General features: G+C 37.3%; 13 protein-coding genes and 1 pseudogene. 6 read left to right on the top strand and 8 right to left on the bottom strand.

Features of this window, described 5'->3' with window-relative positions; genetic code table 11:
* Window positions 1–185 precede the first annotated feature (185 nt).
* Window positions 186–1,160, top strand: coding sequence for a 3-oxoacyl-[acyl-carrier-protein] synthase III C-terminal domain-containing protein (locus tag J580_RS12495; protein ID WP_032004380.1), 975 nt, complete (start codon window positions 186–188; stop codon window positions 1,158–1,160).
* Between the two features lie 533 nt (window positions 1,161–1,693).
* Window positions 1,694–2,806 (top strand): transglycosylase SLT domain-containing protein, encoded by a 1,113-nt coding sequence (locus J580_RS12490; RefSeq protein ID WP_032004378.1) that lies wholly within the window; start codon window positions 1,694–1,696, stop codon window positions 2,804–2,806.
* 90 nt (window positions 2,807–2,896) lie between these two features.
* On the opposite strand, the gene J580_RS12485 is transcribed toward J580_RS12490, so the two are convergent.
* Both J580_RS12485 and ttcA read right to left on the bottom strand, forming a co-directional pair.
* Window positions 2,897–3,280 (bottom strand): SCP2 sterol-binding domain-containing protein, encoded by a 384-nt coding sequence (locus J580_RS12485; RefSeq protein ID WP_002118641.1) that lies wholly within the window; start codon window positions 3,278–3,280, stop codon window positions 2,897–2,899.
* Window positions 3,281–3,484: 204 nt separating this feature from the next.
* On the bottom strand, window positions 3,485–4,390 hold the full coding sequence (ttcA, locus tag J580_RS12480; RefSeq protein ID WP_002118895.1) for a tRNA 2-thiocytidine(32) synthetase TtcA: 906 nt from the start codon (window positions 4,388–4,390) through the stop codon (window positions 3,485–3,487).
* 573 nt (window positions 4,391–4,963) lie between these two features.
* On the opposite strand from ttcA, the pseudogene J580_RS12475 reads away from it, so the two are divergent.
* Window positions 4,964–5,755, top strand: a pseudogene (locus J580_RS12475) (lytic transglycosylase domain-containing protein); the annotation flags it as partial.
* 258 nt (window positions 5,756–6,013) lie between these two features.
* Entirely contained in the window at window positions 6,014–6,919 is a 906-nt protein-coding gene (gene htpX, locus J580_RS12470) for a protease HtpX (protein ID WP_002118851.1), read from the top strand.
* Window positions 6,920–6,967: 48 nt separating this feature from the next.
* Here the strand turns inward: htpX and J580_RS12465 are convergent, their stop codons facing one another.
* Complete coding sequence (locus J580_RS12465) at window positions 6,968–7,543, bottom strand: DUF4112 domain-containing protein (RefSeq protein ID WP_032004375.1); 576 nt, start codon at window positions 7,541–7,543, stop codon at window positions 6,968–6,970.
* A 70-nt stretch (window positions 7,544–7,613) separates the two neighbouring features.
* A complete protein-coding gene (locus J580_RS12460; RefSeq protein WP_032004373.1) occupies window positions 7,614–10,709 on the bottom strand; it encodes a multidrug efflux RND transporter permease subunit in 3,096 nt (1,031 codons plus the stop codon).
* 263 nt (window positions 10,710–10,972) lie between these two features.
* On the opposite strand from J580_RS12460, the gene J580_RS12455 reads away from it, so the two are divergent.
* Window positions 10,973–12,115: a glycerophosphodiester phosphodiesterase gene (locus J580_RS12455; RefSeq protein ID WP_032004372.1), complete on the top strand. Its 1,143-nt coding sequence runs from the start codon at window positions 10,973–10,975 to the stop codon at window positions 12,113–12,115.
* Window positions 12,116–12,160: 45 nt separating this feature from the next.
* On the opposite strand, the gene J580_RS12450 is transcribed toward J580_RS12455, so the two are convergent.
* Window positions 12,161–13,123 (bottom strand): MBL fold metallo-hydrolase, encoded by a 963-nt coding sequence (locus J580_RS12450; protein ID WP_017385783.1) that lies wholly within the window; start codon window positions 13,121–13,123, stop codon window positions 12,161–12,163.
* 106 nt (window positions 13,124–13,229) lie between these two features.
* Between J580_RS12450 and J580_RS12445 the strand changes: the two genes are divergently transcribed.
* Window positions 13,230–13,604, top strand: coding sequence for a diacylglycerol kinase (locus J580_RS12445; RefSeq protein ID WP_002118962.1), 375 nt, complete (start codon window positions 13,230–13,232; stop codon window positions 13,602–13,604).
* 174 nt (window positions 13,605–13,778) lie between these two features.
* Here the strand turns inward: J580_RS12445 and groL are convergent, their stop codons facing one another.
* From groL to blp1, 3 genes are all read right to left on the bottom strand, one after another.
* On the bottom strand, window positions 13,779–15,413 hold the full coding sequence (gene groL, locus J580_RS12440; protein WP_002120607.1) for a chaperonin GroEL: 1,635 nt from the start codon (window positions 15,411–15,413) through the stop codon (window positions 13,779–13,781).
* Window positions 15,414–15,471: 58 nt separating this feature from the next.
* On the bottom strand, window positions 15,472–15,762 hold the full coding sequence (locus J580_RS12435) for a co-chaperone GroES (protein ID WP_002120604.1): 291 nt from the start codon (window positions 15,760–15,762) through the stop codon (window positions 15,472–15,474).
* A gap of 240 nt (window positions 15,763–16,002) precedes the next feature.
* Window positions 16,003–25,905 carry a biofilm-associated Ig-like repeat protein Blp1 gene (gene blp1 / locus J580_RS12430; RefSeq protein WP_032004371.1) on the bottom strand — a complete coding sequence of 3,301 codons (9,903 nt, stop codon included), beginning with the start codon at window positions 25,903–25,905 and terminating at the stop codon, window positions 16,003–16,005.
* Window positions 25,906–25,967: the final 62 nt, after the last annotated feature.

Here is a 25,967-nt window from a genome sequence, read left to right as displayed (position 1 = left end):
AATATTGAATTATATTGTCATTGAAAATCAATATAGCTCATTGATTTTTAATATACACCTATATAAGCTCATGTATAAAAATAAAAAACATAAAAATTAAAATTAAAAAAATAAATAAAATGCCATCGATAATAGATTAAAAACCAAACAAAATTTTATTTTTATAATAAAGAGATTATTTAACTATGAAAGGTATAAAAATTTCTGCTATATCAACCTATCATCCAGAAACAATTAGAAATAATGATTACTATTTAAATAAATTTGAAGATAAAGACAGTTTAAATAGAATTTTTGAAAAAGTAGGTAGAAATAAAAGGCATGTAATTATTGATGAGGAAGAAAATGCTCTCTCAATGGCAATTCATGCTTCAAAAAAATTATTAAAAAATTATAATATTTCACATGATAGTATTGATATTATTATCTTTTCCTCTACAACATTACAATATCTATCTCCAACTAATGCTTTACTTATTCATTCAGAACTAAATATTAAAACTGACTGTATATGCTTTGATATAAATGCTAATTGTTTAGGAATGTTTGTTGCCCTTGAACAGGCATCAGTTTTACTAGCGTCTAAAGAGAGCTACAAACGTGCACTAGTGATTGGATCTGACCATCTAACAATGCTCGGAGATGAAAAGCAACCAATTCCTTCAACAATTGTAGGAGATGCAGCAGCAGCCATAATACTTGAAAAAAATACTGGTGATTCAGGCATTATTGACAGGATGTATCAGACAGATAGTAGTTTTTGTAAAACTATTGTTTTTCCTCCTCATGGTTTAACGAATTACCATAGTAAGGAACAAAAAATTCATTGGGCACCATTTACTGGTTTAGAAAGCGTGGAATTTGCTGCGGACGCGTTAGAAAAGTTATTAAAGAAAAATAATTTAAAAATTGAAGACATATCTTGTTTTTTATTATCTCAATTTACAAAATCTAATATTGACATTCTTCAGGATAAAATCAATATACCTACTGAAAAAATTGAATATATTGGAGATCAATATGGGTATACAGGAGTAAGTAGTTTTTTTATTGCCTATAAAAAACGTTTAGAAAAATCACTTATAAATAAAGGCGATATTATTGTTTTTTGGTCTTTAGGAGCAGGTTATCAGACCGGTGTAATGTTATGGAAGATTTAATGAAAAATAACTTATAAAAATATTACCATAGTTAAAAGATACTTTTTTAACAAGTATCTTTTAACTTCAATTTAATTATAAACAAATTAAATTTATTAGAACAAAACTAAATTATTTTATATTTTCAATTATTTAACTTATATCAATTTACCTAGTATCTAAATCAAATTTCACGTTGTACTAACACGATGGCTACAAAATGTAGCATTTTATACCCTATTTTCTCACATCAGAAGTGTATAAATTTTCTTCCTTAAGAAATTCATGTGTTTATGATGATATATCGAAGTTTTAATTGTACAAAATTTGACATTACTTTTTTTCAATATTATGATGCGCGCAGTTTAAATGTTGAGCATTTTTTAACCCACTCGAAAACTATGTAGATTTTCTACACAGTTTGTTTTTTTCATTTCATGTCATTTTGAATGACGTCATGACTGCCCACCCCTTATTGAATTTATCAACTTTTAGAAGTTATGGCAGCTTTTTGTCTGACTTTTAGGGCATAAATTATCTGTAGCGGAGACAACATGCACAGTAATTCAAGTTCTGGGTCGAGGCTTTGCCTTAACTCTTTATTTTCTTCTCTCCCGTTAAAAGCTCTTGCACTCAGTACTATATTTCTCCCATTTCATAGTCTTAATGCAGGAAAAACCCTACAGTACAATACTGTAGTTAACACAAACACTTTAACTGTTGTTGCGGTAGAAAGCCCGACAACCGTTTTCAAAGAAGATCAGTTTTTACACGGTTTTGGTTACGACTTAGCACGTAACTATGCACAGAACCTAAATGTAAAGCTGGACTTTAAAATCGTGCCAGACAATGCCACTGCACTTAGATGGGTTCAGCAAGGTAAAGCAAACTTTGCGATGACTACAGCAGGTTTAAGCACAATCGAAAACAAAGGTTTAATGTCGTTTTCTGCAAGTTGTGGTGACACAGCAAATTTGCAGAAAAATGGCTTAAATCCTGAGTTGAGTTGGGTATTTAAACAGGCTGATGACCCACTCACACAGACCGCCAGCGGCTTTGTATGCCAAAGTAAGCAAAATGGTGTGACCGAGCAGCTTGCCTCTTTTTATAACCGCAATGTGGTGAAACCAGAAGCATGGTCAACCATTCAACGTGACTTAAGCACGCGTTTACCGATTTACAAAGCGAGCTTTAAGCAAAGCGCAGCGAAGTATGATCTAGATTGGCATTTACTTGCTGCAATTGGTTATCAAGAATCATATTTAAAGCCAGAATCTGTTTCTCCCACAGGTGTGCGTGGCTTAATGATGCTAACCAATAGCACTGCTCGAGCAATGGGTGTAAGCAATCGTAGCGATCCTGCTCAGAGTATTCAGGGCGGCGCGAAGTATTACGATCTGATGCTAACTGAATTTGATAATATTCCGTTCCCTGATCGGAACTGGTATGCGCTTGTGGCCTATAATATGGGACCGGGTGCGGTAAGTCAGATTCAAAAGCGCTTGCAATCTCAAGGGAAAGATCCGAATAAATGGGTCAATCTCTATGACTATTTGCAAAGCAATAAAACGCGAAATGGTCGATATAAGCAAGCAGTTCAATATGTCACTCGTATCCGTGCTTATCTTGAACATATCAAAACGGCGCAAACAAGAATCAATATCTAATTTTTATTTTTAAAAGTTGATAAATTCATTGTTTGTACATATAAAAAGCTTACCTCTTTGGGTAAGCTTTTTATATGAATTCTTTTAAGTTTAAGCAGTATGCTCTAATACTTTCTTAAACAAATCTTTTTGTTCTTGGCTTGGCTTAGCTGTTTGTAAAGCCATTAATTGAGACATGTCGCCTTGAACTTTAATTTTACCAGTCATGAATGCCTGCATAGCAGCAGCCATATCAAACTCTAAAAATACTTTACGTAAAGTCTCAGCATCCATATTTAAAGTTGTTTTGGCATTTGAAGACAAACCTTTTTGGATTTTACCCCCATCTAAAGCTAATTCGGTATTTCCAGAAGCATCTGTAACTACTAAATTAATTGCCAAGTTCGCAAGAGCGGGCGGCAAATTAAGATCACCTGCTTCAGCAGTTAATTTTTCGACAGTCGCAAACCAATCTTCAGTTAAAAATGCAGGCATGATTCTTCCTCAAATTTATTTGTTCAATTTCTCTGGTTGTCTATCCAGACAACATCATGTGAAGCAATTCTGCTTGTGGCTTGTTATAGCATGTAATTTAAATTTTGGGCTATGACTTTTTGTACGGAACATTCATTTTTTAGTATTTTGATACATTAAAGGCACTTGTTTATAAAGTGCCTTTAACATTCTTTATGCTAGCGTTTATTCAGCAGCAAAGCTTAAGTTCACTACATCTAAACGGTTCTTAAGTTCTTCTGGATCTTTAATATCCAACTCGCGCTGAGAATCTAGGGCTTCGAAATCAAACAATTCGCGGTCAGCTAACTGAGACGGAGATACGTTTTGTAATGCTCCGAAAATGCTGTGTAAGCGCTTCGGATATTGTTTATCCCATTCACGTAGCATTTCATTAAGCATGGCACGCTGTAGGTTTTCCTGCGAACCACAAAGGTTACATGGAATGATTGGGAACTGACGAATCTCGGCATATTTAATAATGTCTTTTTCTTCAACATATGCCAAAGGACGAATCAAAATGTTCTTTTTATCTGACGATAAAAGCTTTGGAGGCATCGCCTTTAAGCTACCGCCATGGAACAAATTCAAGAAGAATGTTGCAATGATATCATCACGGTGATGACCTAAAGCAACTTTAGTAGCACCAATCTCTTGTGCAAAGCCATATAAAGAACCACGGCGTAAACGTGAACACACTGCACAGTAGGTTTTACCTTCAGGTGTTAAGCGTTTAGTAATGGTATAGGTGTCTTTTTCTAAAATGTAATATGGAATGTTGTTCTCTTCCATATAACGAGGCAAAACATCTTCAGGAAAGCCTGGTTGCTTTTGGTCAAGGTTAACCGCAACCACCTCAAAATTGATTGGTGCAATACGCTTAAACTGCAACAAAATATCGAGCAAGGTATAACTGTCTTTACCACCAGACACACACACCATGACCTTATCGCCATCTTCAATCATATTGAAGTCACGAATAGCATGCCCAACTTGACGGCGAAGCTTCTTGAGCAAACGGTAATAGGCCGAGCTTGTTGGAAGTTCAGGCTTAAAATTAAATCCCTGATTGGACTCAACTGGCGCGTACATAGACGAGATATACCCATAAATAAAAATACCGCGCAATTTTATATGATTCAGAAGAGAATCGCATCAAAAGAATAGTTTCAATTCTTGAAGTCGTCACATTGCTCGTGCATGATGCAAAACACATGCTCTATTTTGACTGAAGCGTTCAAAATTTGTGCAAAATGCTTACTTTTTGGACTTTTCCACAGTTTTCCACAAAACCTGTGGATAAAATTGTGGATTTCTTCCTACTTGACAAACTGTTTTGGCCTTCTGTTAAGGGTTTTATTTAAATTGATCATTTTTTAACCAATGTTTTTTATTATTAATAATCAACATGTTAACCATGTCAATAGAATCATTTTAAAAAAATTTTTTAATTTTTTTTGATGAGCATTCGAACAAATCAGCTTGATTTTTTGAAAGAGTCGAAATAAAAAAAATTACACAAATCTTCTTTAAGTAATATTTTTTGATAAACTCTTTTCCAAGTTTTGAGTACCTAAAAATTGTGAATAACATAAAATGAAAAATTCGGTTCAATTTCTTGTTTCTTGTTTGCTGGGGATGACCACTTTTACGGTCGGCACAACTTCGAGTTTAGCGGGTCAAATGTATATTTACCAAGATAAAAACGGTAGTACATTACTCACCAACCGAAAAAGCTATGACCACTCTCTTAAAAAAGTAAAAGTGACCTATTATCCTGATAGTAATATTCACAGTTATACAAACTGGGGAGCATCAGAAGCTTCTGTTTTGTCAAGCTACAATAAGAATAAAAATGCTTTCGACCACATTATTAGACAAGCTGCACAACAACATGGTGTTTCAGAAGGTCTAATTAAAGCCGTTATGCACACCGAGTCAGGATTTAACGTAAGAGCTCGTTCGCCAGTAGGTGCTCAAGGCTTAATGCAGCTCATGCCTGCGACTGCCCGTCGTTTTAATGTCTCTAACGCCTATGACCCGCAACAAAATATTTTTGCAGGTGCTAAATATTTAAGCTGGTTACTCAAGCGTTTTAATGGAAATACGCAAATGGCGCTTGCGGCTTACAATGCCGGTGAAGGTAATGTCGACAAATATGGCGGTATTCCCCCTTTCCGTGAAACACAAGATTATGTGCGCCGTGTAACAAGTCGATACCAAAACCTATATGCATCAGGTTCAGGTTTTTCATCTTTTACCAATGCTTCAGTACAAACCGTTTCACATCCGTCTAATTTGGCAGAAAACACAACAGCTCAAATCACGACTCAATCACCTAAATATTCATCTTCTCGTCAAATCGTGACTTTACCTGACGGTACCTATACCGACGCACCAACAGGCACTTATGTCACCAATAATGCCACCGCAATTGCCCATATACGAATTGAATAAACAGTAAAGAAGAACGGTGGCTCGCAGTTCTATTTAGGTAAGTTCAGATGTTTTAAATTGTAATGATCTATTACCTGATCTTTACCATTTTGACGAACTTAGCCAATTATTCTTTAAATTTAGGCACATTCTGCTAAATGAAAGAATGTATCAATTCCTTATTTTTTTCTTGAATTTTTCCCCCAAGCCCCGCATATTAGCTTCATGATTTCGAATTTGTAAATCAGATAACATTTTATTTATAAGAGGATTTTCTCAATGATGCGGATTGGTTTGTTTTTGCTTACCAACCTCGCGGTACTGGTTGTAGCTGGCATTATTTTGTCACTCTTCGGTGTCGGTAGTTACCATGGCGCGGGTGGCTTGAATCTAGGCAACCTTTTAGTGATCTGTTTTGTGTTTGGTATGGTGGGATCTTTAATCTCGTTATTCATGTCAAAATGGATGGCTAAGAAAACGACCGGTACAGAACTGATCGACCCGAATGCTCCTCGTAACCAAGCTGAAAGCTGGTTATTGCAAACAGTCGCTGAACTTTCTCAACGTGCTGGTATCAACATGCCAGAGGTTGGTATTTTTCCATCATATCAATCCAATGCCTTTGCAACAGGCTGGAACAAAAATGATGCCTTAGTTGCCGTTTCATCTGGTCTACTTGAACGTATGAACAAAGATGAACTACGTGCAGTGCTTGCGCACGAGATTGGTCACGTTGCGAATGGTGACATGGTTACCCTAGCGCTCATCCAAGGTGTTGTGAACGCCTTTGTTATGTTCTTTGCTCGTGTCGTTGGTGACTTTATTGACCGTAATGTCTTTGGTCGTCAAGACGATGAAGCCCCTGGTATGGGTTACTTCATTATTACCATGGTATTGGATATCGTCTTTGGTATTCTCGCTTCTGCCATTGTGATGTGGTTCTCTCGTTATCGTGAATACCGTGCTGATGAAGCAGGTGCACGTTTAGCAGGTAAACAAGCAATGATTTCTGCATTATTACGTCTCCAAGCTGAGACGGAAATGCCAGATCAAATGCCAAAAGAAATGAAAGCCTTCGCAATTGCGGAAGGTAAAGAACAAGGTTTCAGCTTAGCTGCTTTGTTCCAAACCCACCCAACAATTGAACAACGTGTGGCAGCTTTACATCAATTAGATTGCCCATAAAACGTTTAATGTAAAAATAAAGCCTCCAAATGGAGGCTTTATTTTTTATTACATGGTTTGATAGAGACTCCAAAGATAGCTTGCGCCCCACCAAACAGCTAAGCCAATTAAAAGCAGTACTAATGCACCTACTAAATCGGGAATATGCAACCATAACCAACTGACAACAGGATTTCGCCAGAAAGCTGAATGCTGCTGCTTCTTTTCGAGTTTTTCATGTAAGTATGGATGAACGACATGAATATCACTCTGAATCGCATATTCTTCGCGTATATGCGTATGAACTACATCTAGTGCTTTTCGACTGGGTCTTATAAAAATATCAAAAATAGTCCCAGCCACAGGAACAAACCCGACTACAGCATCTACAACTGCTAGTTTGATGACTGGAGTCAACTTATGCTGAGGCACACCAATTTGTTTGGCTTTATAGATGGCATAACAGGTCAATGCGAAACCAGCGACATCACCTGCAATTGGAATCGTACTCAGCGCAGCATCGGCACCAATGCCCTGCTTTGTAAAAGGAATGCGAACCGCACTGTCCATCATGGTTGCAAACTTGGCCAGATCTCGTTCTAGTGCGATGACCTGTTGCTCTGTTAATTTTTTTTCTTGAGGCATTTAAATCAAATATATGAAGAGTAGTTAATCTTAATATACTTGATTTAATACCTGTTTTTAAATTATTTACTTAACGAGTAGCTTTCGATCTAAACAAGGAACGCAGCAACACGTACATGACTGGAATAAAGAAAAGAACCAGTACTGTACCAAACATTACGCCACCTAAAATACTAATACCGATTTCTTGACGGCTTACAGCCCCTGCCCCTTGCGCAAAGACAAGAGGAATCACACCTGCACCAAAAGCCAAAGAAGTCATTAAAATCGGTCTTAAACGTAAGCTCGCGCCTTCTAAAGCTGCTTCAATTGCATTCTTCCCTTTTTCTTGAGCCAAGGCGGCGAACTCAACAATTAAAATTGCATTTTTACAAGACAATCCAATTGTGGTTAACAGTGCAATTTGGAAATACACATCATTTGGGAGGCCAAAAATATAAGAGAAAATGACACTTCCTCCGACCCCTAGCGGAATAGAGGTCATCACGGCTGCAGGAATGCTTAAGCTTTCATAGAGTGCGGCTAAACATAGGAAAATAAAGCCTGCCGAAATTAAATATAACCAGACGGCCTGATTTGTCGACTTCTGTTCTTCAAAAGATAAACCTGTCCATGCCAAGCCAACATCCTTTTGCTGATTTACGAGTTGTTCAACATCTTTCATTGCCTGACCTGAACTGCTGCCACTTGCAACATCTGCTTGAAGCTGTAAGGCACTATACCCCATATAACGTTTTACAATTTCAGGAGCACCGCCCCAACTGAAGTTAGCAAATGAGCTAAAAGGTACCATTTCATTTTGGTTATTACGTACAGACCAATTATATAAATCTTCCGGTTTTGATCTGAACTGGGCATCACCTTGGATCATGACACGCTTGATACGACCACGGTCAATAAAGTCATTCACATACGTTCCACCCCACGCACTCGACAAAGTGTTGTTAATCGCAGGAAGCTCTAATCCATTTGCTAATGCTTGTTTCTGGTCAATTTTGATATTGAGGTTTGCTTTACTGTTAGTAGATTGCTTATCAAAGTTTTCAAAACTTGAATAGTTTTTGCTCTGTGTTTGCAACTGGCGGAAGGTGTTATCTAGAAAATCTTGCCCTTGACCATTTAAATCTTGAATCCATAAATCCAGACCATCTGTTTGACCCAAACCATTGACCGAAGCAGGTAATGTCACATTAATTTGTGCATTCCTAAATTGACTAAAATATTTCATCGCACGCTTTTGTATAGCGTCAGCTGAATTTTCTTTTCCAGTACGCACATCCCAAGGTTTTAAGGCAATAAAGCCTTGAGCCAAGTTCTGGCCTGTACCAGAATAATTTCGGCCATAGCGGATCAAAACCAAATCCACATTCTTATCTTCTTGAGTTAAGAAATATTGGCGGACTTGTTCTCCAATTTTCTGACTTTGCGAGATTGGAGCGCTATCAACAAGTTTAATTTGAACACTTAAAATGCCTTGGTCTTCTTTAGGAATAAATCCACTTTTTAAACCACTATAGAACAGTGCAAAAACTGCAATCAAAGCCACAAAAATCACGATAACTGATTTACTGTAACGGATGCTTGTTTGAACGATTTTGATATATTGATTTTTAAGTTGATCAATTTTTTTATTAAACCAAACTGCCCAGCGCATAGGCTCTGGATTCGGTTTTAAAATTAAGGCACATAAAGCGGGTGTTAAGACTAATGCCACAACGAGTGATAACGCCATAGCTGCAACTAATGTAATGGAAAACTGACGGTAAATCACGCCAATTGAACCACCTAAAAACGACATTGGAATAAAAACAGCAGTTAAAACCAATGTAATTCCGACTAAGGCTCCACTAATTTCTCCCATCGACTCAATGGCTGCTTCTTTCGGCGTTAAATGCTGTTCATGCATGAGCCGTTCAACATTCTCAACCACCACAATCGCATCATCGACTAGCAAACCAATGGCGAGCACCAATGCAAACAGCGTTAAGGTGTTAATACTAAAACCGAGTACATATAAAACAGCAAAAGTTCCTAAAATAACAACCGGAACGGTAATACTCGGAATGAGTGTAGCGCGCCAGCTTTGCAAAAATAGGAACATTACCAAAATAACTAAAATAATCGCTTCAATAAGGGTCTTTACGACTTCCTTAATCGACTCTTGAACAAAAGGCGTGTTATCACGTGGATAAACAATTTTATAACCCGCAGGTAATTTAGTTGTAAGTTGATCTAGAGTTTGATGAATGAGTTTAGAGGTCTGAATGGCATTTGCACCCGAAGACAGTGAAATACCTAAACCTGCGGCAGGATAACCATTAATGGTATTAAAAGACTGATAGTTTTCTGCACCCAACTCAACTCTAGCAATATCTTTTAAATAGACATAACTCGCTGTTTGATTTGATTTCACTACAATATTTTTAAAATCTTCGACTGTTTTTAGTCGAGAACCAGCTGTAACTTTAGTATTTAAATATTGTCCATCAATAACAGGTAAATCACCGATTGCACCTGCGGCAACTTGTGTATTTTGAGCAGTAATTGCATTCGCTACATCACTTGGCATTAAATTATATTGTTTTAATTTCTCTGGATTTAGCCAAATTCGCATCGCATATTGCGAACCGAAAACATCAGACTCACCCACCCCTTCAATACGGTTCAGGTCATCTACCACATGCGTAGTTAAATAGTCCGATAGCTCAATATTGCCCGATTTACCAGTTGAGTCATATAAGCCTACCACCATAAAAGTATCGCCGAGTGACTTACTCACGGTCACCCCTTGGCGTTGTACTTCATCGGGTAAACGTCTTATGACACCACTAATACTATTTTGTACTTGGACCTGTGCTGTATCTGGATTTGTTCCATTATCAAAACTAATGGTAATTCGGCTACGTCCTGATGAATCACTGGTAGAGCTGAAATAAAGTAAATTATCAATACCTTGTATTTGTTGTTCTAAAATCTGAGTAACACTTTGCTCAACCGTTTGTGCATCCGCACCGCTATAACTTGCCGAGACTGTAATTTTAGGAGGGGCAATATCAGGATAGCGCTCTACGGGTAAATTCAGCACCGAGAAAATACCAAATGCCATAACAATAATTGCGAGTACACTGGCAAAAATGGGACGCTGAATAAAAAATTTAGATAGCATGGCTGCTCAGAATTAGGTCGTCAATTAACAGATGGCAATACCAAATTTGCCCTCTTGATCATCAACGAGCGATATAAAAAAGACAAGTAGAATTAACACAATAAATGCAATTAGAACAAAAACAAAGCAAGAACTGGCATTTCCTACAAACCCATAAACAAGGTTTTAATAAGTGTCACTGAAAATTCATGAATTCTTCATGATCACGTCAAGTTCAATCATCAGACTAAATACGTTTCGACTAAAACAATATGAGTAGAATTATGTCTAAAAGAGCACTTTTATGCTTAAGTTTAATTAGCTTGGTTGGTTGTAATGATGACGATAAAACTGAAAACTCGCCAACCACACCAGAATATCAACTTCCTAAAATTTTAGTGGTAGGACACCGCGGCGCGAGCGCTTTACGTCCTGAACATACGTTAGCTTCATATCAAAAAGCGATTGATGATGGCGCAGATTTCATTGAACCTGATCTAGTCTCTACAAAAGATGGCGTATTGGTTACTCGCCATGAAAATGAGATTCGTGGAACAACCAATGTAAGCACTTTAAGCCAGTTTGCAGATCGTAAAACAACAAAAAATATTGATGGTAAAGACTTAACAGGCTGGTTTACAGAAGATTTCACTTTAAGTGAATTACAGCAGCTTAAAGCGCGTGAACGCATTCCAGAGTTCCGACCAGCAAACACAGCCTATAATGACCTTTACCCTGTCCCGACTCTAGAGCAAGTGATTGAACTGGCTGAAGCAAATTATAAGAAAACGGGAAAAATTATTGGTTTATATATTGAAACCAAACATCCGACTTACTTTAAAAACCAGAAACTGGCAATGGAAGATACCCTTCTTAAAACCTTAGCCAAATACGAATATACACGTGATATTGCACCTGTCTATTTACAGTCTTTTGAAGTGAGTAATCTAAAATATTTAAAAGATCAGCTCGACCTTCATAAAACGATTAAACATGCACAAATTATTCAATTATATGACGCTAAAACCTCTCAACCAGCCGACTTCGTTGAATCTGGTGAAACTAAAACTTATGCTGATTTAGCCACAGCAGAAGGCTTAAAAGACGTAGCTAAATATGCAAACGGTGTAGGACCAAGTAAAGGCTATATTCTTAACTTTAATGACAGTGGCTCAGTTCAAACAACTTCGTTTATCACTGATGCACATACAGCTGGGTTAAAAGTACATCCTTATACTTTCCGCCCAGAAAATTATTATTTACCAACACATTTAAAGTGCAGTCAAGATAAACCAGCGGAGCGCTGTCCATCTGGTGCTTTAAAAGAGTTTGAAGCCTATTTTAAAGCTGGTGTTGATGGTGTCTTTACAGATGACCCAGCACTTGGCCGTGAAGCCGTTATTAATTTTGAAAAAGCTGCAAAATGAATAAAGTTTCTAACAAAAAACAGGGCAATAAATGCCCTGTTTTTTTTATTTCTCTACAACATTATCAAAATAAAGTGGGATCCACTGATATTGCTCAGCATTTACTTTATAAACATGGCCAATGCCCGGAAATGGTAAATGTGGTGCGGCAACCCATTGTTGCTTATTTGAAATTTCAGCAAACATTTTTAAACGTGTATTAATCGCCTGCTCAGAATTCACATCAAAATCTACCCCAGTTTTTGGAGCATCAAATTGCAATGAATGTGAGTGGACAATGTCTCCAACAAAAATGATTTGCTGATCATTACTTTTTAAGCGGAAGCTATGATGACCTGGTGTATGACCACGAGTATCGATTACCTCAAAACCTTGAATGACATCGCCGTCTTTAAATGTCTTGAATGCTTTTTTTGCTTGGTATGGAGCAAGAGCAGTTTTTACGTTTTTAACAGTACCTAAATAATTTTCTTTTTTGTCTGCTGGCACTGTTTTTTCAGAAGCTGGATTTAACCAGTAATCAGCTTCACGCTCATGTGCATATACAGTTGCATTTGGAAATACAGCTTTTCCATTTTGAGCAATACCGCACACATGGTCTGGGTGTAGATGAGTAAGTAAAACAGTTTTTACATCAGCAAGCTTATAACCAGCCAATTCAATATTTTTTGCAATCGAGCCAAGTTGCGGGCCAAAACAACTTGCTGCACCACTGTCTACAAGCGTTAAGCTTTTTCCATCATCAACTAAAAATGCATTTACCGAGGTTTGAATCCCTTTCTCATTAACAGCAGCATATTTCGTTAAGATTTTAGTTTTCTGAGCCTGATTTAAGTTTTTGAATAAATCAGGATTTAAATAAATCGTACCATCAAGCAAAGAAGTTACGCGGTAGTTTCCAAATTGATGGTGATAATATCCTGGTACTTGCGGGGTTGCTGTTGGCTCAGCATAACTTGCATGGATGCTTCCAATTGCAAGGCCCAACGCTACACATAATTTTTTCATCTTTTCTTCTCTATTGAGTTATAAAGTCGAAATCTTTAAAAAAGATTTAATAATTTTTTAAGACCCAAATTATATAATGCATGAAAAGTGTCAGAAATATAAGTATATGAATAGCTATTCTCCCTATAAGGGTAAAAGCGGTCTTAAGCGCATATTAAATGCAACGGGCTACTCTATTTCAGGATTTAAAGCAGCTTATAAAAATGAGGCAGCTTTTCGCCAAATTGTTTTGATTAACATTATTTTGATTCCGGTTAGTTTTTTTCTTGATGTGAGCCGTAGTGAGCATGTGTTACTAATTATTGTATGTCTTTTTGCAATGATCGTTGAGCTATTCAACTCTGCTATTGAGGCAGTGGTTGACCGAGTCTCTCTTGAAAAACATCAGCTTTCTAAAAATGCAAAAGATATGGGAAGTGCTGCCCAATTTGTTGCACTCTCTATCATTGCTATTACATGGTTAATTATTTTATTAGGCTAAAAAAAACCATGCCTACAAGTAAATAAGCATGGTTGTAACAAAAGAGGAACTTCTAGCTGCTGTTCCTGTTTTTAATATAAATAATGGAACTTAATTATTTCTTAAAATTACGTGAAAAATAAAAAAAATCCCTGCATAAGCAGGGATTTTTTTGGTTAAAGCGTTGATGCGTTATTACATCATGCCGCCCATACCACCCATACCGCCCATATCTGGAACAGCTGGTTTATCTTCAGGAATGTCAGTAATCATACATTCTGTAGTTAACATTAAGCCAGCAACAGAAGCTGCATGCTCAAGAGCAGAACGAGTTACTTTAGCTGGGTCAAGAATACCCATTTCTAACATATCGCCATATTCACCAGTTGCAGCGTTGTAACCAAAGTTACCTTCACCACCTTTAACTGCATTGATCACTACAGATGGCTCATCACCAGCGTTTGCAACGATTTGACGAAGTGGAGCTTCGATCGCACGACGTAAAATGTTGATACCTGCTGTTTGGTCTTCATTAGCGCCTTTTAAGCCATCTAATGCATTAACCGCACGTACTAGAGCAACACCACCACCAGCAACAACACCTTCTTCAACTGCTGCACGAGTTGCATGAAGCGCATCGTCTACACGGTCTTTCTTCTCTTTCATTTCAACTTCAGTTGCTGCACCGATTTTAATTACAGCAACACCGCCTGCTAATTTAGCAACGCGTTCTTGTAATTTTTCACGGTCATATTCTGAAGTAGATTCTTCAATTTGAGCACGGATTTGTTGAACACGCTCAGCAATACCAGCAGCATCACCAGCACCATCAACAATAACAGTGTTTTCTTTAGAAACAGTGATTTTGTGCGCAGTACCTAAATCTTGAAGAGTTGCTTGCTCTAAAGACATACCAACTTCTTCAGAAATAACAGTTGCACCAGTCAAGATTGCGATGTCTTGAAGCATTGCTTTACGACGGTCACCGAAACCAGGAGCTTTAACAGCACATACTTTGATAATACCGCGCATGTTGTTTACAACAAGTGTAGCAAGCGCTTCACCTTCAACATCTTCAGCGATGATAAGAAGTGGTTTACCAGTTTTTGCAACTGCTTCTAAAACAGAAATCAATTCACGGATGTTGCTGATTTTCTTGTCTACAAGAAGAATGAACGGGTTTTCAAGTTCAGCAGTTAAAGTATCTTGTTTGTTTGCGAAGTATGGAGAGATATAACCACGGTCAAACTGCATACCTTCTACAACGTCTAACGCGTCTTCGAAGCCAGAACCTTCTTCTACAGTAATTACGCCTTCTTTACCTACTTTTTCCATCGCTTGAGCGATAAGTTTACCAACAGTAGTATCAGAGTTAGCAGAGATAGAACCTACTTGCTCGATCGCTTTAAAATCATCAGCTGGTTTTGCATTTGAACGGATATTTTCAACTACAGTTTTTACTGCGATATCGATACCACGTTTTAAATCCATTGGGTTCATGCCTGCAGTTACAGATTTGATCCCTTCATTTAAAATTGCTTGAGCAAGTACAGTTGCAGTTGTAGTACCGTCACCAGCGATATCGTTAGTTTTGCTAGAAACTTCACGAACAAGTTGAGCACCCATGTTTTCAAACTTGTCTTTTAATGAAATTTCTTTAGCAACAGTTACGCCGTCTTTAGTGATGTGCGGAGCACCGAAAGAACGGTCAATAACTACGTTACGACCTTTAGGGCCTAAAGTCACTTTAACCGCATCTGCAAGTACGTTTACGCCTGCAATCATTTTTGAGCGAGCTGAATCACCAAATTTTACATCTTTAGCTGACATATTAAACTCCGAATCTTTTTAAATACTGAATCTGATAATGAATTGAGTTATGGATTGATTAGCCTTCCAACACAGCTAAAATGTCTGACTCTTTCATGATTAAGAGTTCTTCACCACTTACTTTCACTGTTGTACCTGCATAAGTACCAAACAATACTTTGTCACCAACTTTAACATCCAAAGCACGTACGCCATTCTCAGTGATTTGACCATTACCTACTGCAATTACTTCACCTTGAGATGGTTTTTCAGCAGCAGAACCTGGAAGTAAAATACCACCAGCAGTTTTGGTTTCTTCTTCTACGCGACGAATTACAACGCGATCATGTAATGGACGAATGTTGCTCATAATTAACTCCATCAGACTAAGTCTTTTTGATTAATCGTTATTGCTTTAATCCAGAGCAATAACAAAATATTTAGATGTCACTTTTGTGGGGATGAAAAAAAAGGCTTCAAGGGGAAAATGAAAAAAAACTTATCTTTTTTGGTCATTTTTTAACAGGTTGTGAAGAGTTTTTATTAAATTTAAAGCACAAAATAAAAGAGGCTATTTTCACAGCCTCTTTTATAAAAATAAATTTTAATGTTAAACAAAGAGTTGCTGATTATTCAACAATTCATCTAATGTTGTATTCACCTGATTTAAAGTTATCAATGACACACTACTAAACGTTGTACCTTCGCCATCTCGGTCAAGACTAATAGTCGTGTTTCCAGCACCTTGCTCTACAGTAATAAATTTCGCTAATGTGCTCACGTCTTTAGAATAGTCAATTAATAATTCACTTAAATCAATTTTGTCAGCTTGTAGATCAGTTCTTAGATCACCTAAAGTAAAATCTAACACCGTGTCATGTCCATTCCCGCCAGCCGCATCTTGGCTATTTAGCAATTGGAACAGAATAGTATCTGTACCTTCATTGGTGATATAAGTATCGTTACCTTCACGCCCATTCAAAACATTATTACCAGAGTTACCTGTTAAAAGATTATCTAAAGCATTGCCTGTTGCATTTAAATGAGCAGAACCAACCAGCTCCAAATCTTCAACATAACGCCCGCTTTCTAGACCTGTCGACCAATCAGAATATCCAACCAGACTATAACTCACAGAGCTAACTATTTTATCGTGTCCACCAAAATCCGTATCTTTAAGTTCAGACCCAACTATTTGTGTTTCTGAATAACCACTTTGAATCCACACGTTTTCGTAATGGCTCGTATCTACCCAAGTCTCTTCATTATGACCATCAAACACATATTGTTGCTCATAATAACCCTGTTCAATCCATTGAGATTCATAGTGCCCATCTTGAACGAGTTGTTGTTCAAGATGCCCAACCTCTACAGTATTAGGACCCGATAGTTCATATCCTGCCTGCCACTGATTTAAATTATAATCATAGTAGGTATTCACATATTGATTATACGAACCATCATCTGAATAGTAATTTATGCCATTTGAGTCCATGTAAACATCTATTACGCCATCAACGACCCATGTATCTTGGTAATAGCTTGTATCAATCCAAATATCTTGGGAATAGCTTGTGTCAATCCAAACATTCTCAAAATGGCTTGTATCTACCCATATGTTATCAGTATAACCAGAAGCTACCCATTGCTCCTCATAATGACTTGTATCTATCCAGACATCTTGAAATACATTAACAGTAGCAACGCCATACTCTTGAACAAAATCACTTATATGATCAACTACATACGTATTATCCGTAGCATCACCTTTAAACTGATCAACAGTGATTGTAGTTAAATCATTAATTGCTTTACTGATAGTTTCACTACGATTTCCAGCACGATCAATAACGGTAAGGTCAAATGACGTTGCAGTCCCATACACATAAGTAGAGAAAGTTCCATCTGCCATGACCGTAGTACTCGTTACAGAAGGTTCTTGATCAGCAAAATAATAAGTGACTTCAACAGTAGCATTACTTTCGGCATGCCCTACCAGCCAATTACCCCATTCATTTATGGCAAGCTGGGTGACCACTTTCGGTGCTGTTGTATCATTTATAGCAACAACCGTTGTACCTATACTCACATTTTGATTGGCATCAACTATTTTTACCGTCAATGTTTCGCCATGCCAATATTGTGACCATAATTGAGTTAAGAAACTACCTTCACTTCCGACAGTAGTCTGACCAACTAAATTATTATTAGCATCAAAAATATTAACTGTTGAATATGCTTCCGCTTGTCCTGAAAGTACATTTCCATCTGCTAAAACAAGCTGAGTTGCTGCATTTGGCGCGACGATGTCTATGGGTGCGGTAATTTCGGTGTAAGCGCTTTGATAGCCATTTTGCTCCACAACAATGCGTAAAGTTTGCCCATTCGCCTGAGGTGAGTATAACTGGATATTAAAATGCCCTGTTTCATCTACAGAACCACCACCAATATAATTACTATACACATCATAAATACGCACCTCACTATTGAGCGAAGCAGTTCCCTCAATAAAAAAACCATTTTCAGATACCACAATATGCTCTGCTGATGGCGGTGCATTAGTATCTGCATTAAAAGTAATATTAAATGGCTTACTTATATTTTTGGCTAAATCTATCGCAGTGATGAATAACTGCTCTCCACGTAATATAGGTGGATAAATACTAGCGTTAAAATATCCAGTCTCATCCGTTTGAAATTCTGCTCGTAAATCTCCATCCGCATCCATTACCTGAATGATTGCTTTTGAATCAGTTTGTCCGGTAATACCATAACCGTCATTACTAATCACCACATCATTAATTACTGGAGCAATATTGTCTAAAGGCGCAATAATTTCAGAGATTAGGCTGTATTGATTCGTATTCTGGTCATAAACTCGAACTTGTAATGTCTGTCCCTGTAGATAGTAATCAATTAACTGAATAGCAAAACTACCATCTTCATTCACAACATTATTCCACCCTCCATTAATGATCTGACTATCAGTAGATGTAACAACAATCGACATTCCTGCTGTTGCCTTTCCTGTTAGAATATGACCATCTACATCCAGTTTTAGCTCTGTTGCAGTAATTGGTGAGTTGGTAAATACTGGTACTAATTCATGAGCAACTTCGCTTCGGTTGCCAGCAATATCTTTGACAACAATACTCAAGTTTTGTGTCTGGTATTGACTCAGATTAATCCATTGATTAAATGTGCCATCGTACCAAACATAAGTTGTTGCGATAACTGCACCATATTGATCAATAATTTCAATCGTTGCATTTGGCTCAGCCTCACCAAAAAGCAATCCGTCTGAGGTTAATGTAATATTTGAAGCAGCTGATGGTGCAACATCATCAATTAAAGCATTATGTTTAACCTCAATACTTCGGTTACTTGCTTGATCAATTACAACAAATATAAGCTCTTCTCCATGTAAATAGACTTGATTAAAATAACCTGACACGTTACCAGTACTATCTACATAACCATAGCCTACAACCTCACCCGTAGCATTTTTGACTTCAATCCGAGTATTTACTTCTGCTTGCGCAGTAAAGTTTTGACCGTTTGAGTCGAGCACAATATTTTCAATCGGATTTGGCGAGATATCATCAATCAAAGCATTCTGCTTGACCTCTGTACTGCGGTTACCTGCTCGGTCAACTACAACAAAAGTAAGCTCTTCTCCATGTAAATAGACTTGATTAAAAGAACCTGACACATTACCAATACTATCTACATAACCAGAACCTACGACCTCACCCGCAGTATTTTTAACTTCGATTCGGCTATCGGCTTCTGCTTGCGCTGTAAAGTTTTGACCATTTTCATTTAAGACGATGTTTTCAATCGGATTTGGTGCAATATCATCAGTTAAAGCATTTTGCTTAAATTCAATACTTTGATTACCTGCTTTATCTATAACAATAAAAGTGAGTTCCTCACCTTTTAAATAAACCTGATTGAAGTGACCTGACACATTACCAGTACTATCGACATAACCATAGCCAACAAACTCACCCGCAGCATTTTTGACACTAATAAAACTATTTGCTTCTGCTTGTGCTGTAAAATTTTGCCCATTTTCATTAAAGATGATGTTTTCAATCGGCTTTGGTGCAATGGTATCCATCAAAGCATTTAACTTCATTTCATCACTACGGTTACCTACTCGGTCTATAACAACGAACGTTAATTCTTCTCCATGTAAATACACTTGATAGAAGTAACCCGTCACATTACCAGTGCTATCGGTAGAACCCCAACCTATCTGACTACCAAATGAGTCAAAAATTTCAATCTGACTATTTGCTTCTGCTTGTGCCGTAAAACTTTGGCCATTCGCATCAAGTACAATATTTTTAATCGGATTTGGCACAATATCATCAAATGGAGCCTTAACTGAAACAGCTTCACTCACATTTCCAGCAAGGTCTTTAACAATGACTGTAAACTCTTCACCATGTAAATTGTAAGTACCGAAAGAAAAAGTGAATGTACCATCAGCATTTACGCTATGACTCCACGTATTCATCTGCTGACCATTTTGATCAAAAATCTGGATGAAGGTATTTGGTTCAGCTACACCAGAAAGGGATGAACCATCTTCACTAAAGACCAGATTACTTGCAGCTACAGGAGCAATATCATCAAGCGGTGCTTTTACAGTAGCCCCGTCACTCAAATTACCAGCCTGATCAACTACAACTACTTTAAATACTTCTCCATGCATGTAGTTACTATTTAAATAGAGGTTAAATGTTCCATCCCAATTAACATTATTATTCCAAAGATTTAATAATTGACCATTCTGATCAAATATTTGAATCGTAGAATTGGGCTCAGCCATACCAGTTAGATATGAACCATCTTCGCTAAATACTAAATTAGTCGCATTTTCTGGTGCCGTATTATCAAGAAAGGCTGTTTGTTTTACTTCAACGCTACGATTACCAGCTTGATCAATCACAACAAAAGCGAGCTCCTCACCTTTTAAATAAACTTGATTCAAGTAACCCGAGACATTACCAGCACCATCCACATAACCAAAACCTACAACCTCACCCACAGTATTTTTAACTTCAACTTTGCTATTTGCTTCTGCTTGCGCTGTAAAGTTTTGACCATTTTCATTAAAGATAATGTTTTCAATCACATTCGGAGCAATATCATCAATCAAGGCATTCTGCTTGACCTCTGTACCGCGGTTCCCCGCTTTGTCAACTACAACAAAAGTGAGTTCCTCTCCATGTAAATAGACTTGATATAAGTAACCTGAAACATTCCCCATGCTATCGGTTGAACCAGATCCTATGACCTCACCAGCAGCATTTTTGACTTCAATTTGAGTGTTTGCTTCTGCCTGAGCTGTAAAGTTCTGTCCGTTCGCATCAAGTACAATATTTTCAATTGAATTTGGTGCAATATCATCAGTTAAAGCGTTTTGCTTGATCTCTGCACTACGGTTACCCGCTCGGTCAACTACAACAAAAGTAAGTTCTTCTCCATGTAAATAGACTTGATATAAATAACCTGACACATTACCAGCGCCATCTACATAACCTGAACCTATGACCTCACCCGCTGCATTTTTGACTTCAATTTGAGTGTTTGCTTCTGCTTGCGCCGTAAAGTTCTGTCCGTTTGAGTCGAATACAATATTTTCAATTGGATTTGGTGCAATCTCATCAATCAAAGCATTCTGCTTAACTTCTGTACTACGGTTACCCGCTCGGTCAACGACAACAAAAGTAAGCTCTTCGCCATGTAAATAGACCTGATACAAGTAACCAGAAACATTGCCTGTGCTATCTGCTGATCCATAACCAATAATGTCACCATTGGTATTTTTAATTTCAATCTGACTATTTGCTTCAGCCTGAGCTGTAAAGCTCTGTCCATTGATATCTAATGCAATATTTTCAATCGGATTTGGTGCGATATCATCAGTTAAAGCACTCTGCTTGACCTCTGCACTACGGTTACCCGCTCGGTCAACTACAACAAAAGTAAGTTCCTCACCATGTAAGTAAACTTGCGGGAAATAACCAAATACATTACCTAAACTATCGGTATAACTAGTAGTAATCTTATTTCCAGCCTGATCTAATATTTCAATAGAGCTTCCAGCTTCTGCCTGAGCTGTAAAGCTTTGGCCATCTTCGTTGAAGATGATATTTGCAATCGGATTTGGTGCAATGGTATCAATTAAAGCATTTTGCTTAAATTCGATACCACGGTTACCAACTCGATCTATGACAACAAAAGTAAGCTCTTCACCATGTAAATAGATTTGATTGAAAAAGCCTGAGACATTACCAGCACTATCTGTAGAGCCCCAACCGGTCTGATTACCTAATGAATCAAAAACTTCAATCTGACTATTTGCTTCTGCTTGTGCTGTAAAGTTTTGACCGTTTGCATCAAGTAAAATATTTTTAATTGGATCCGGTGCAATATCATCAAGTGGAGCATTTATTGAAACAGCTTCACTCACATTTCCAGCTTGGTCTTTAACTGTGACCGTGAATGCCTCTCCATGTAAATTATTGCTACCTAAGAAAATAGTAAATGTACCATCTGAGTTTATGGTGTTATTCCATATATTCACGAGCTGACCATTATGATCAAAAACCTGAATCGTAGTATTCAGTTCTGCTACGCCTGTAAGATATGAACCATCTTCTGAGAAAACTAAATTGCTGGCTGGTGTAGGAGCAACCGTATCAGCGGTAATTACAGTATCGGTGCTTACTTGCCCACGAGCATCCTTAATTGATAAGAAAAACTGCTCACCATTAACAAGAGGGCGGTCAAGCTGGAGTTTAAAATAACTTGATCCATTCCAACCGTTATCTTCACCGACTTTAATTTCAGCTACGACTTCACCTTTGGCATCTTTAACAATAAGAGTACTATTATTTTCAGCTTGTCCACTTATCACTCCGTCCGAAGTAAAGCTATCTACATGGGGGGCAAAAGCATAATTAGGCGCCTGTATCTGCGCTGCTAAACTTACATTTCCATTCACATCGGTAGCCGTGACATAAACCGTCTCAGCATTAGTTAAAAATATACCTAGTTCTATCGAAAAACTTCCACTCTCATCAGTCCAGTTATTCCAGAACCATTTATTAAGAATGTTTCCTTGCCCATCTTTAACTAAAATTTCAGAGAAAGGTTCTGCATGGCCATAAACTAAATCACCAGCATCATTGAAATTTAAATCTGTTGGAACAGGTGGAGGAGTCAGATCTACAATGATATTCTGCTCAGGACTCATCAACCCTTTATTATCAATAATTTGAACGGAAATTTGCTCTCCATCAATTAAAGGTCGGTTTACACTCAAGCTAAAATGACTAAATTCATTCCAACTATTGTCATCACCTAATGTAACCTTTCCTAATTCATTACCGTCAGCATCACGCACGATTACTGTACTATTATCTTCAGCAAACCCAGAAATTAAGCCTTCTTGTGTAATACGTTCAACATATGGAATATAAGCAAAGTTTGGAACTTCGATTAGGGCTTCACTCGTATTTTGATTTTTATCTACTACTTGTACGGTAACCGATTCACCTTCTTTTAAAAATTGGAACACCTGTAAACTTGCAAAGCCTTGTTCATCGGTAAAACCTGTAGCAATTAAATTGCCCTCTCCAGAAAATGCACGAATAAAGCTGTTCGGCTCATTAACATGTACTGATAAAGTTTCACCACTGATATCAAACTGTGGAGTTTCTAAAAATACTGCGGGCGTATAGTCTGCAGTAATATATTGTGGATGGCCTGAAATATTATCTTTATCTGTAGAAATAATAATTTGAGTACCTTCCTCCAAAGGTTGGTCGAGAGACAAAGTAAATGGTCTGACTTCACCTAATGCCATTGCATTAAAAGGCGTAATACCTGAACCCTCAAATGCAATGGAGTTAAACTCTTGCAGAATATTTCCATTCTGATCTTTTACAATAAAATGACTGCCTTCGGTCGCATAACCAGTGATCACACCTTCTGGACTAATTCTTGTAATACTAATTGCAGGAACTTCAGTAACTTGGCCAATTGACGAATTTTCACTGCTGTATCCATTATAAGTAGCGACAGCATAAACTTCTTGATTTGAGTTAATTGAAAGGTCTTGTAAAGTAAATTTACCTTCGTCATTAGTTATGGTACTTGCAAGCCAATCACCACTTTTATTGTAAATATCAACTTTACTTCCTTTATATGCGCTACCTGAAATGATAGCTCCATCTATATTATTGAAAGTTAGTGAATCTAGAGTTGGCGAATTTGGAGTATGATCTACATTATAATTTTGGGTCTGTTTAATAATGGCTGTATTGCCAGCTTGATCAGTAAGACTAATATCAATTGATATATTGGTTTGCGATTCTTCTGACCACAAAAACTCTGCTGGAATTTCAGTAACCCACTCTTGGGTAACTTCATCAAAATGAAAGTTATACACAACATCGTTTAGAGTCGTATTTACTGATGTCAGTGAGCTATTTAAATCTGTTGGTAGATTATCTACTTCCAGTCTTATAGAAATAACTTGATCTTTTTCAGCTAGGCTTATTGTATTGTCTTCAGTAATCGACTTTACAGTTACTGTAGTTGATTCAATATTTAAGGAATTATCTATAATTACCTTTTCCACACCAGTTTCTGATGTGTTGCCTGCAAGATCCGTTACTACGGCTTTATAGAGATAACTACCATCAGCTAAATCTTTTTGTTCAGCTGTTGTCTCCTGCCAAGTTTTTCCTTCATCGGTAGAGACTTCATAGTGGTCTAATAAAGCAGCTTGCTCTCCGATTACAATCGGTTGAGCTAGCTTCAAAGTAAAATTATTATCTTGCGTAATTTGATCGGTTGCTGAAACACCTGTATCACTCAAATCAGATAAAGTTAGTTCACCTGCTTGTGGTGCGGTAGTATCTACAACGACTTTTTGTATAGCGGTTTCTGATGTATTACCTGCAATATCTGTAACTATAGCTTTATATTGGTAAACACCATCGGTTAAATCTTTTTGAGCTACTGTTGTTTCCTGCCACGTCTTTCCATCATCTTTCGATATCCAATAAGTGATTTGGCTATTTACTTCTTGTCCGCTAATCTTTAAATCAAAAATTTTATCTTGCGTAATCTGATCGGTTGCTGAAACACCTGTATCACTCAAATCAGATAAAGTTAGTTCACCTGCTTGTGGTGCGGTAGTATCTACAACGACTTTTTGTATAGCGGTTTCTGATGTATTACCTGCAATATCTGTAACTATAGCTTTATATTGGTAAACACCATCGGTTAAATCTTTTTGAGCTACTGTTGTTTCCTGCCACGTCTTTCCATCATCTTTCGATATCCAATAAGTGATTTGGCTATTTACTTCTTGTCCGCTAATCTTTAAATCAAAAATTTTATCTTGCGTAATCTGATCAGTTGCCGAAATACCCGTATCAGCCAAAGCAGATAAAGTCAGTTCACCTGCTTGCGGCGCTGTGGTATCCACAACCACTTTTTGTATAGCGGTTTCTGATGTATTACCTGCAACGTCGATTACTACTGCTTTATATTGGTAAACACCATCCGCCAAATCTTTTTGAGTAACAGTTGTTTCCTGCCAAGTTTTACCATCATCGATAGAAACTAAATACGTTACTTGGCTGCCACTTTCCTGTCCTTCAAGCTTTAAATTGAAGTTTTTATCTTGCGTAATCTGATCAGTTGCCGAAATACCCGTATCAGCCAAAGCAGATAAAGTCAGTTCACCTGCTTGCGGCGCTGTGGTATCCACAACCACTTTTTGTATAGCAGTTTCCGATGCATTTCCAGCTCGATCTGTCACTACAGCTTTGTAAAGATAACTTCCATCCACTAAATCTTTTTGAGTTACTGTTGTTTCTTGCCAAGTCTTACCATCATCGGTAGAGACCAAATATGTTACTCGGCTTCCACTTTCCTGTCCTTCAAGCTTTAAATTAAAGTTTTTATCCTGAGTAATCTGGTCTGCAGTTGATCCCCCAGAATCTAAAAAATTATTAAGATTCAAAGTACCTGGCTCAGGAGGTGTCGTATCTTTAGAATCGTTCCGAGACAATAAAGCAATTGTTCCTGCTCCTGCTAAAGCGCTGACTACCCAAGACCAGAGGGGTACAGAAGATGGACTATCAATAAGCTTTGGCGTATCTTTTAATTCTAAATAATTAACAGTGGTCTGTCCGCTAGCATCTTCTCCCAGATTAGCAGCCCAATAACTCTGCCCTTCATTTAAAAGAATTTGCGGGTTTTCACTAATAAAATAGTTTTCTAAAACAATTTCAGTTCCATCTTTTAGATGAACAATTGCACTGTTTCCTTCTCTTGTTATTGAAGAAATTTTTTCTGGGTTTATATCGATTTTTGCGACTTCTTTAGGATTTACTACAATATTTTTTGTCTGGCCTACATTAATATCAACTGTATTATTTTTTGAAGCATTATTTGCCATTAATGATACTTGTACCATTTTTCCACCATGAAATTTTAAATATTATTAAGTTATTCTAAAATATTAAGATAAATAGATAC

The organism is Acinetobacter sp. 1542444 (assembly GCF_000581835.1).
Taxonomy (GTDB): Bacteria; Pseudomonadota; Gammaproteobacteria; order Pseudomonadales; family Moraxellaceae; genus Acinetobacter; species Acinetobacter pittii.
Note: the sequence above shows the minus strand (reverse complement) of the source record. Positions and strands in the feature narration are given on the sequence as shown.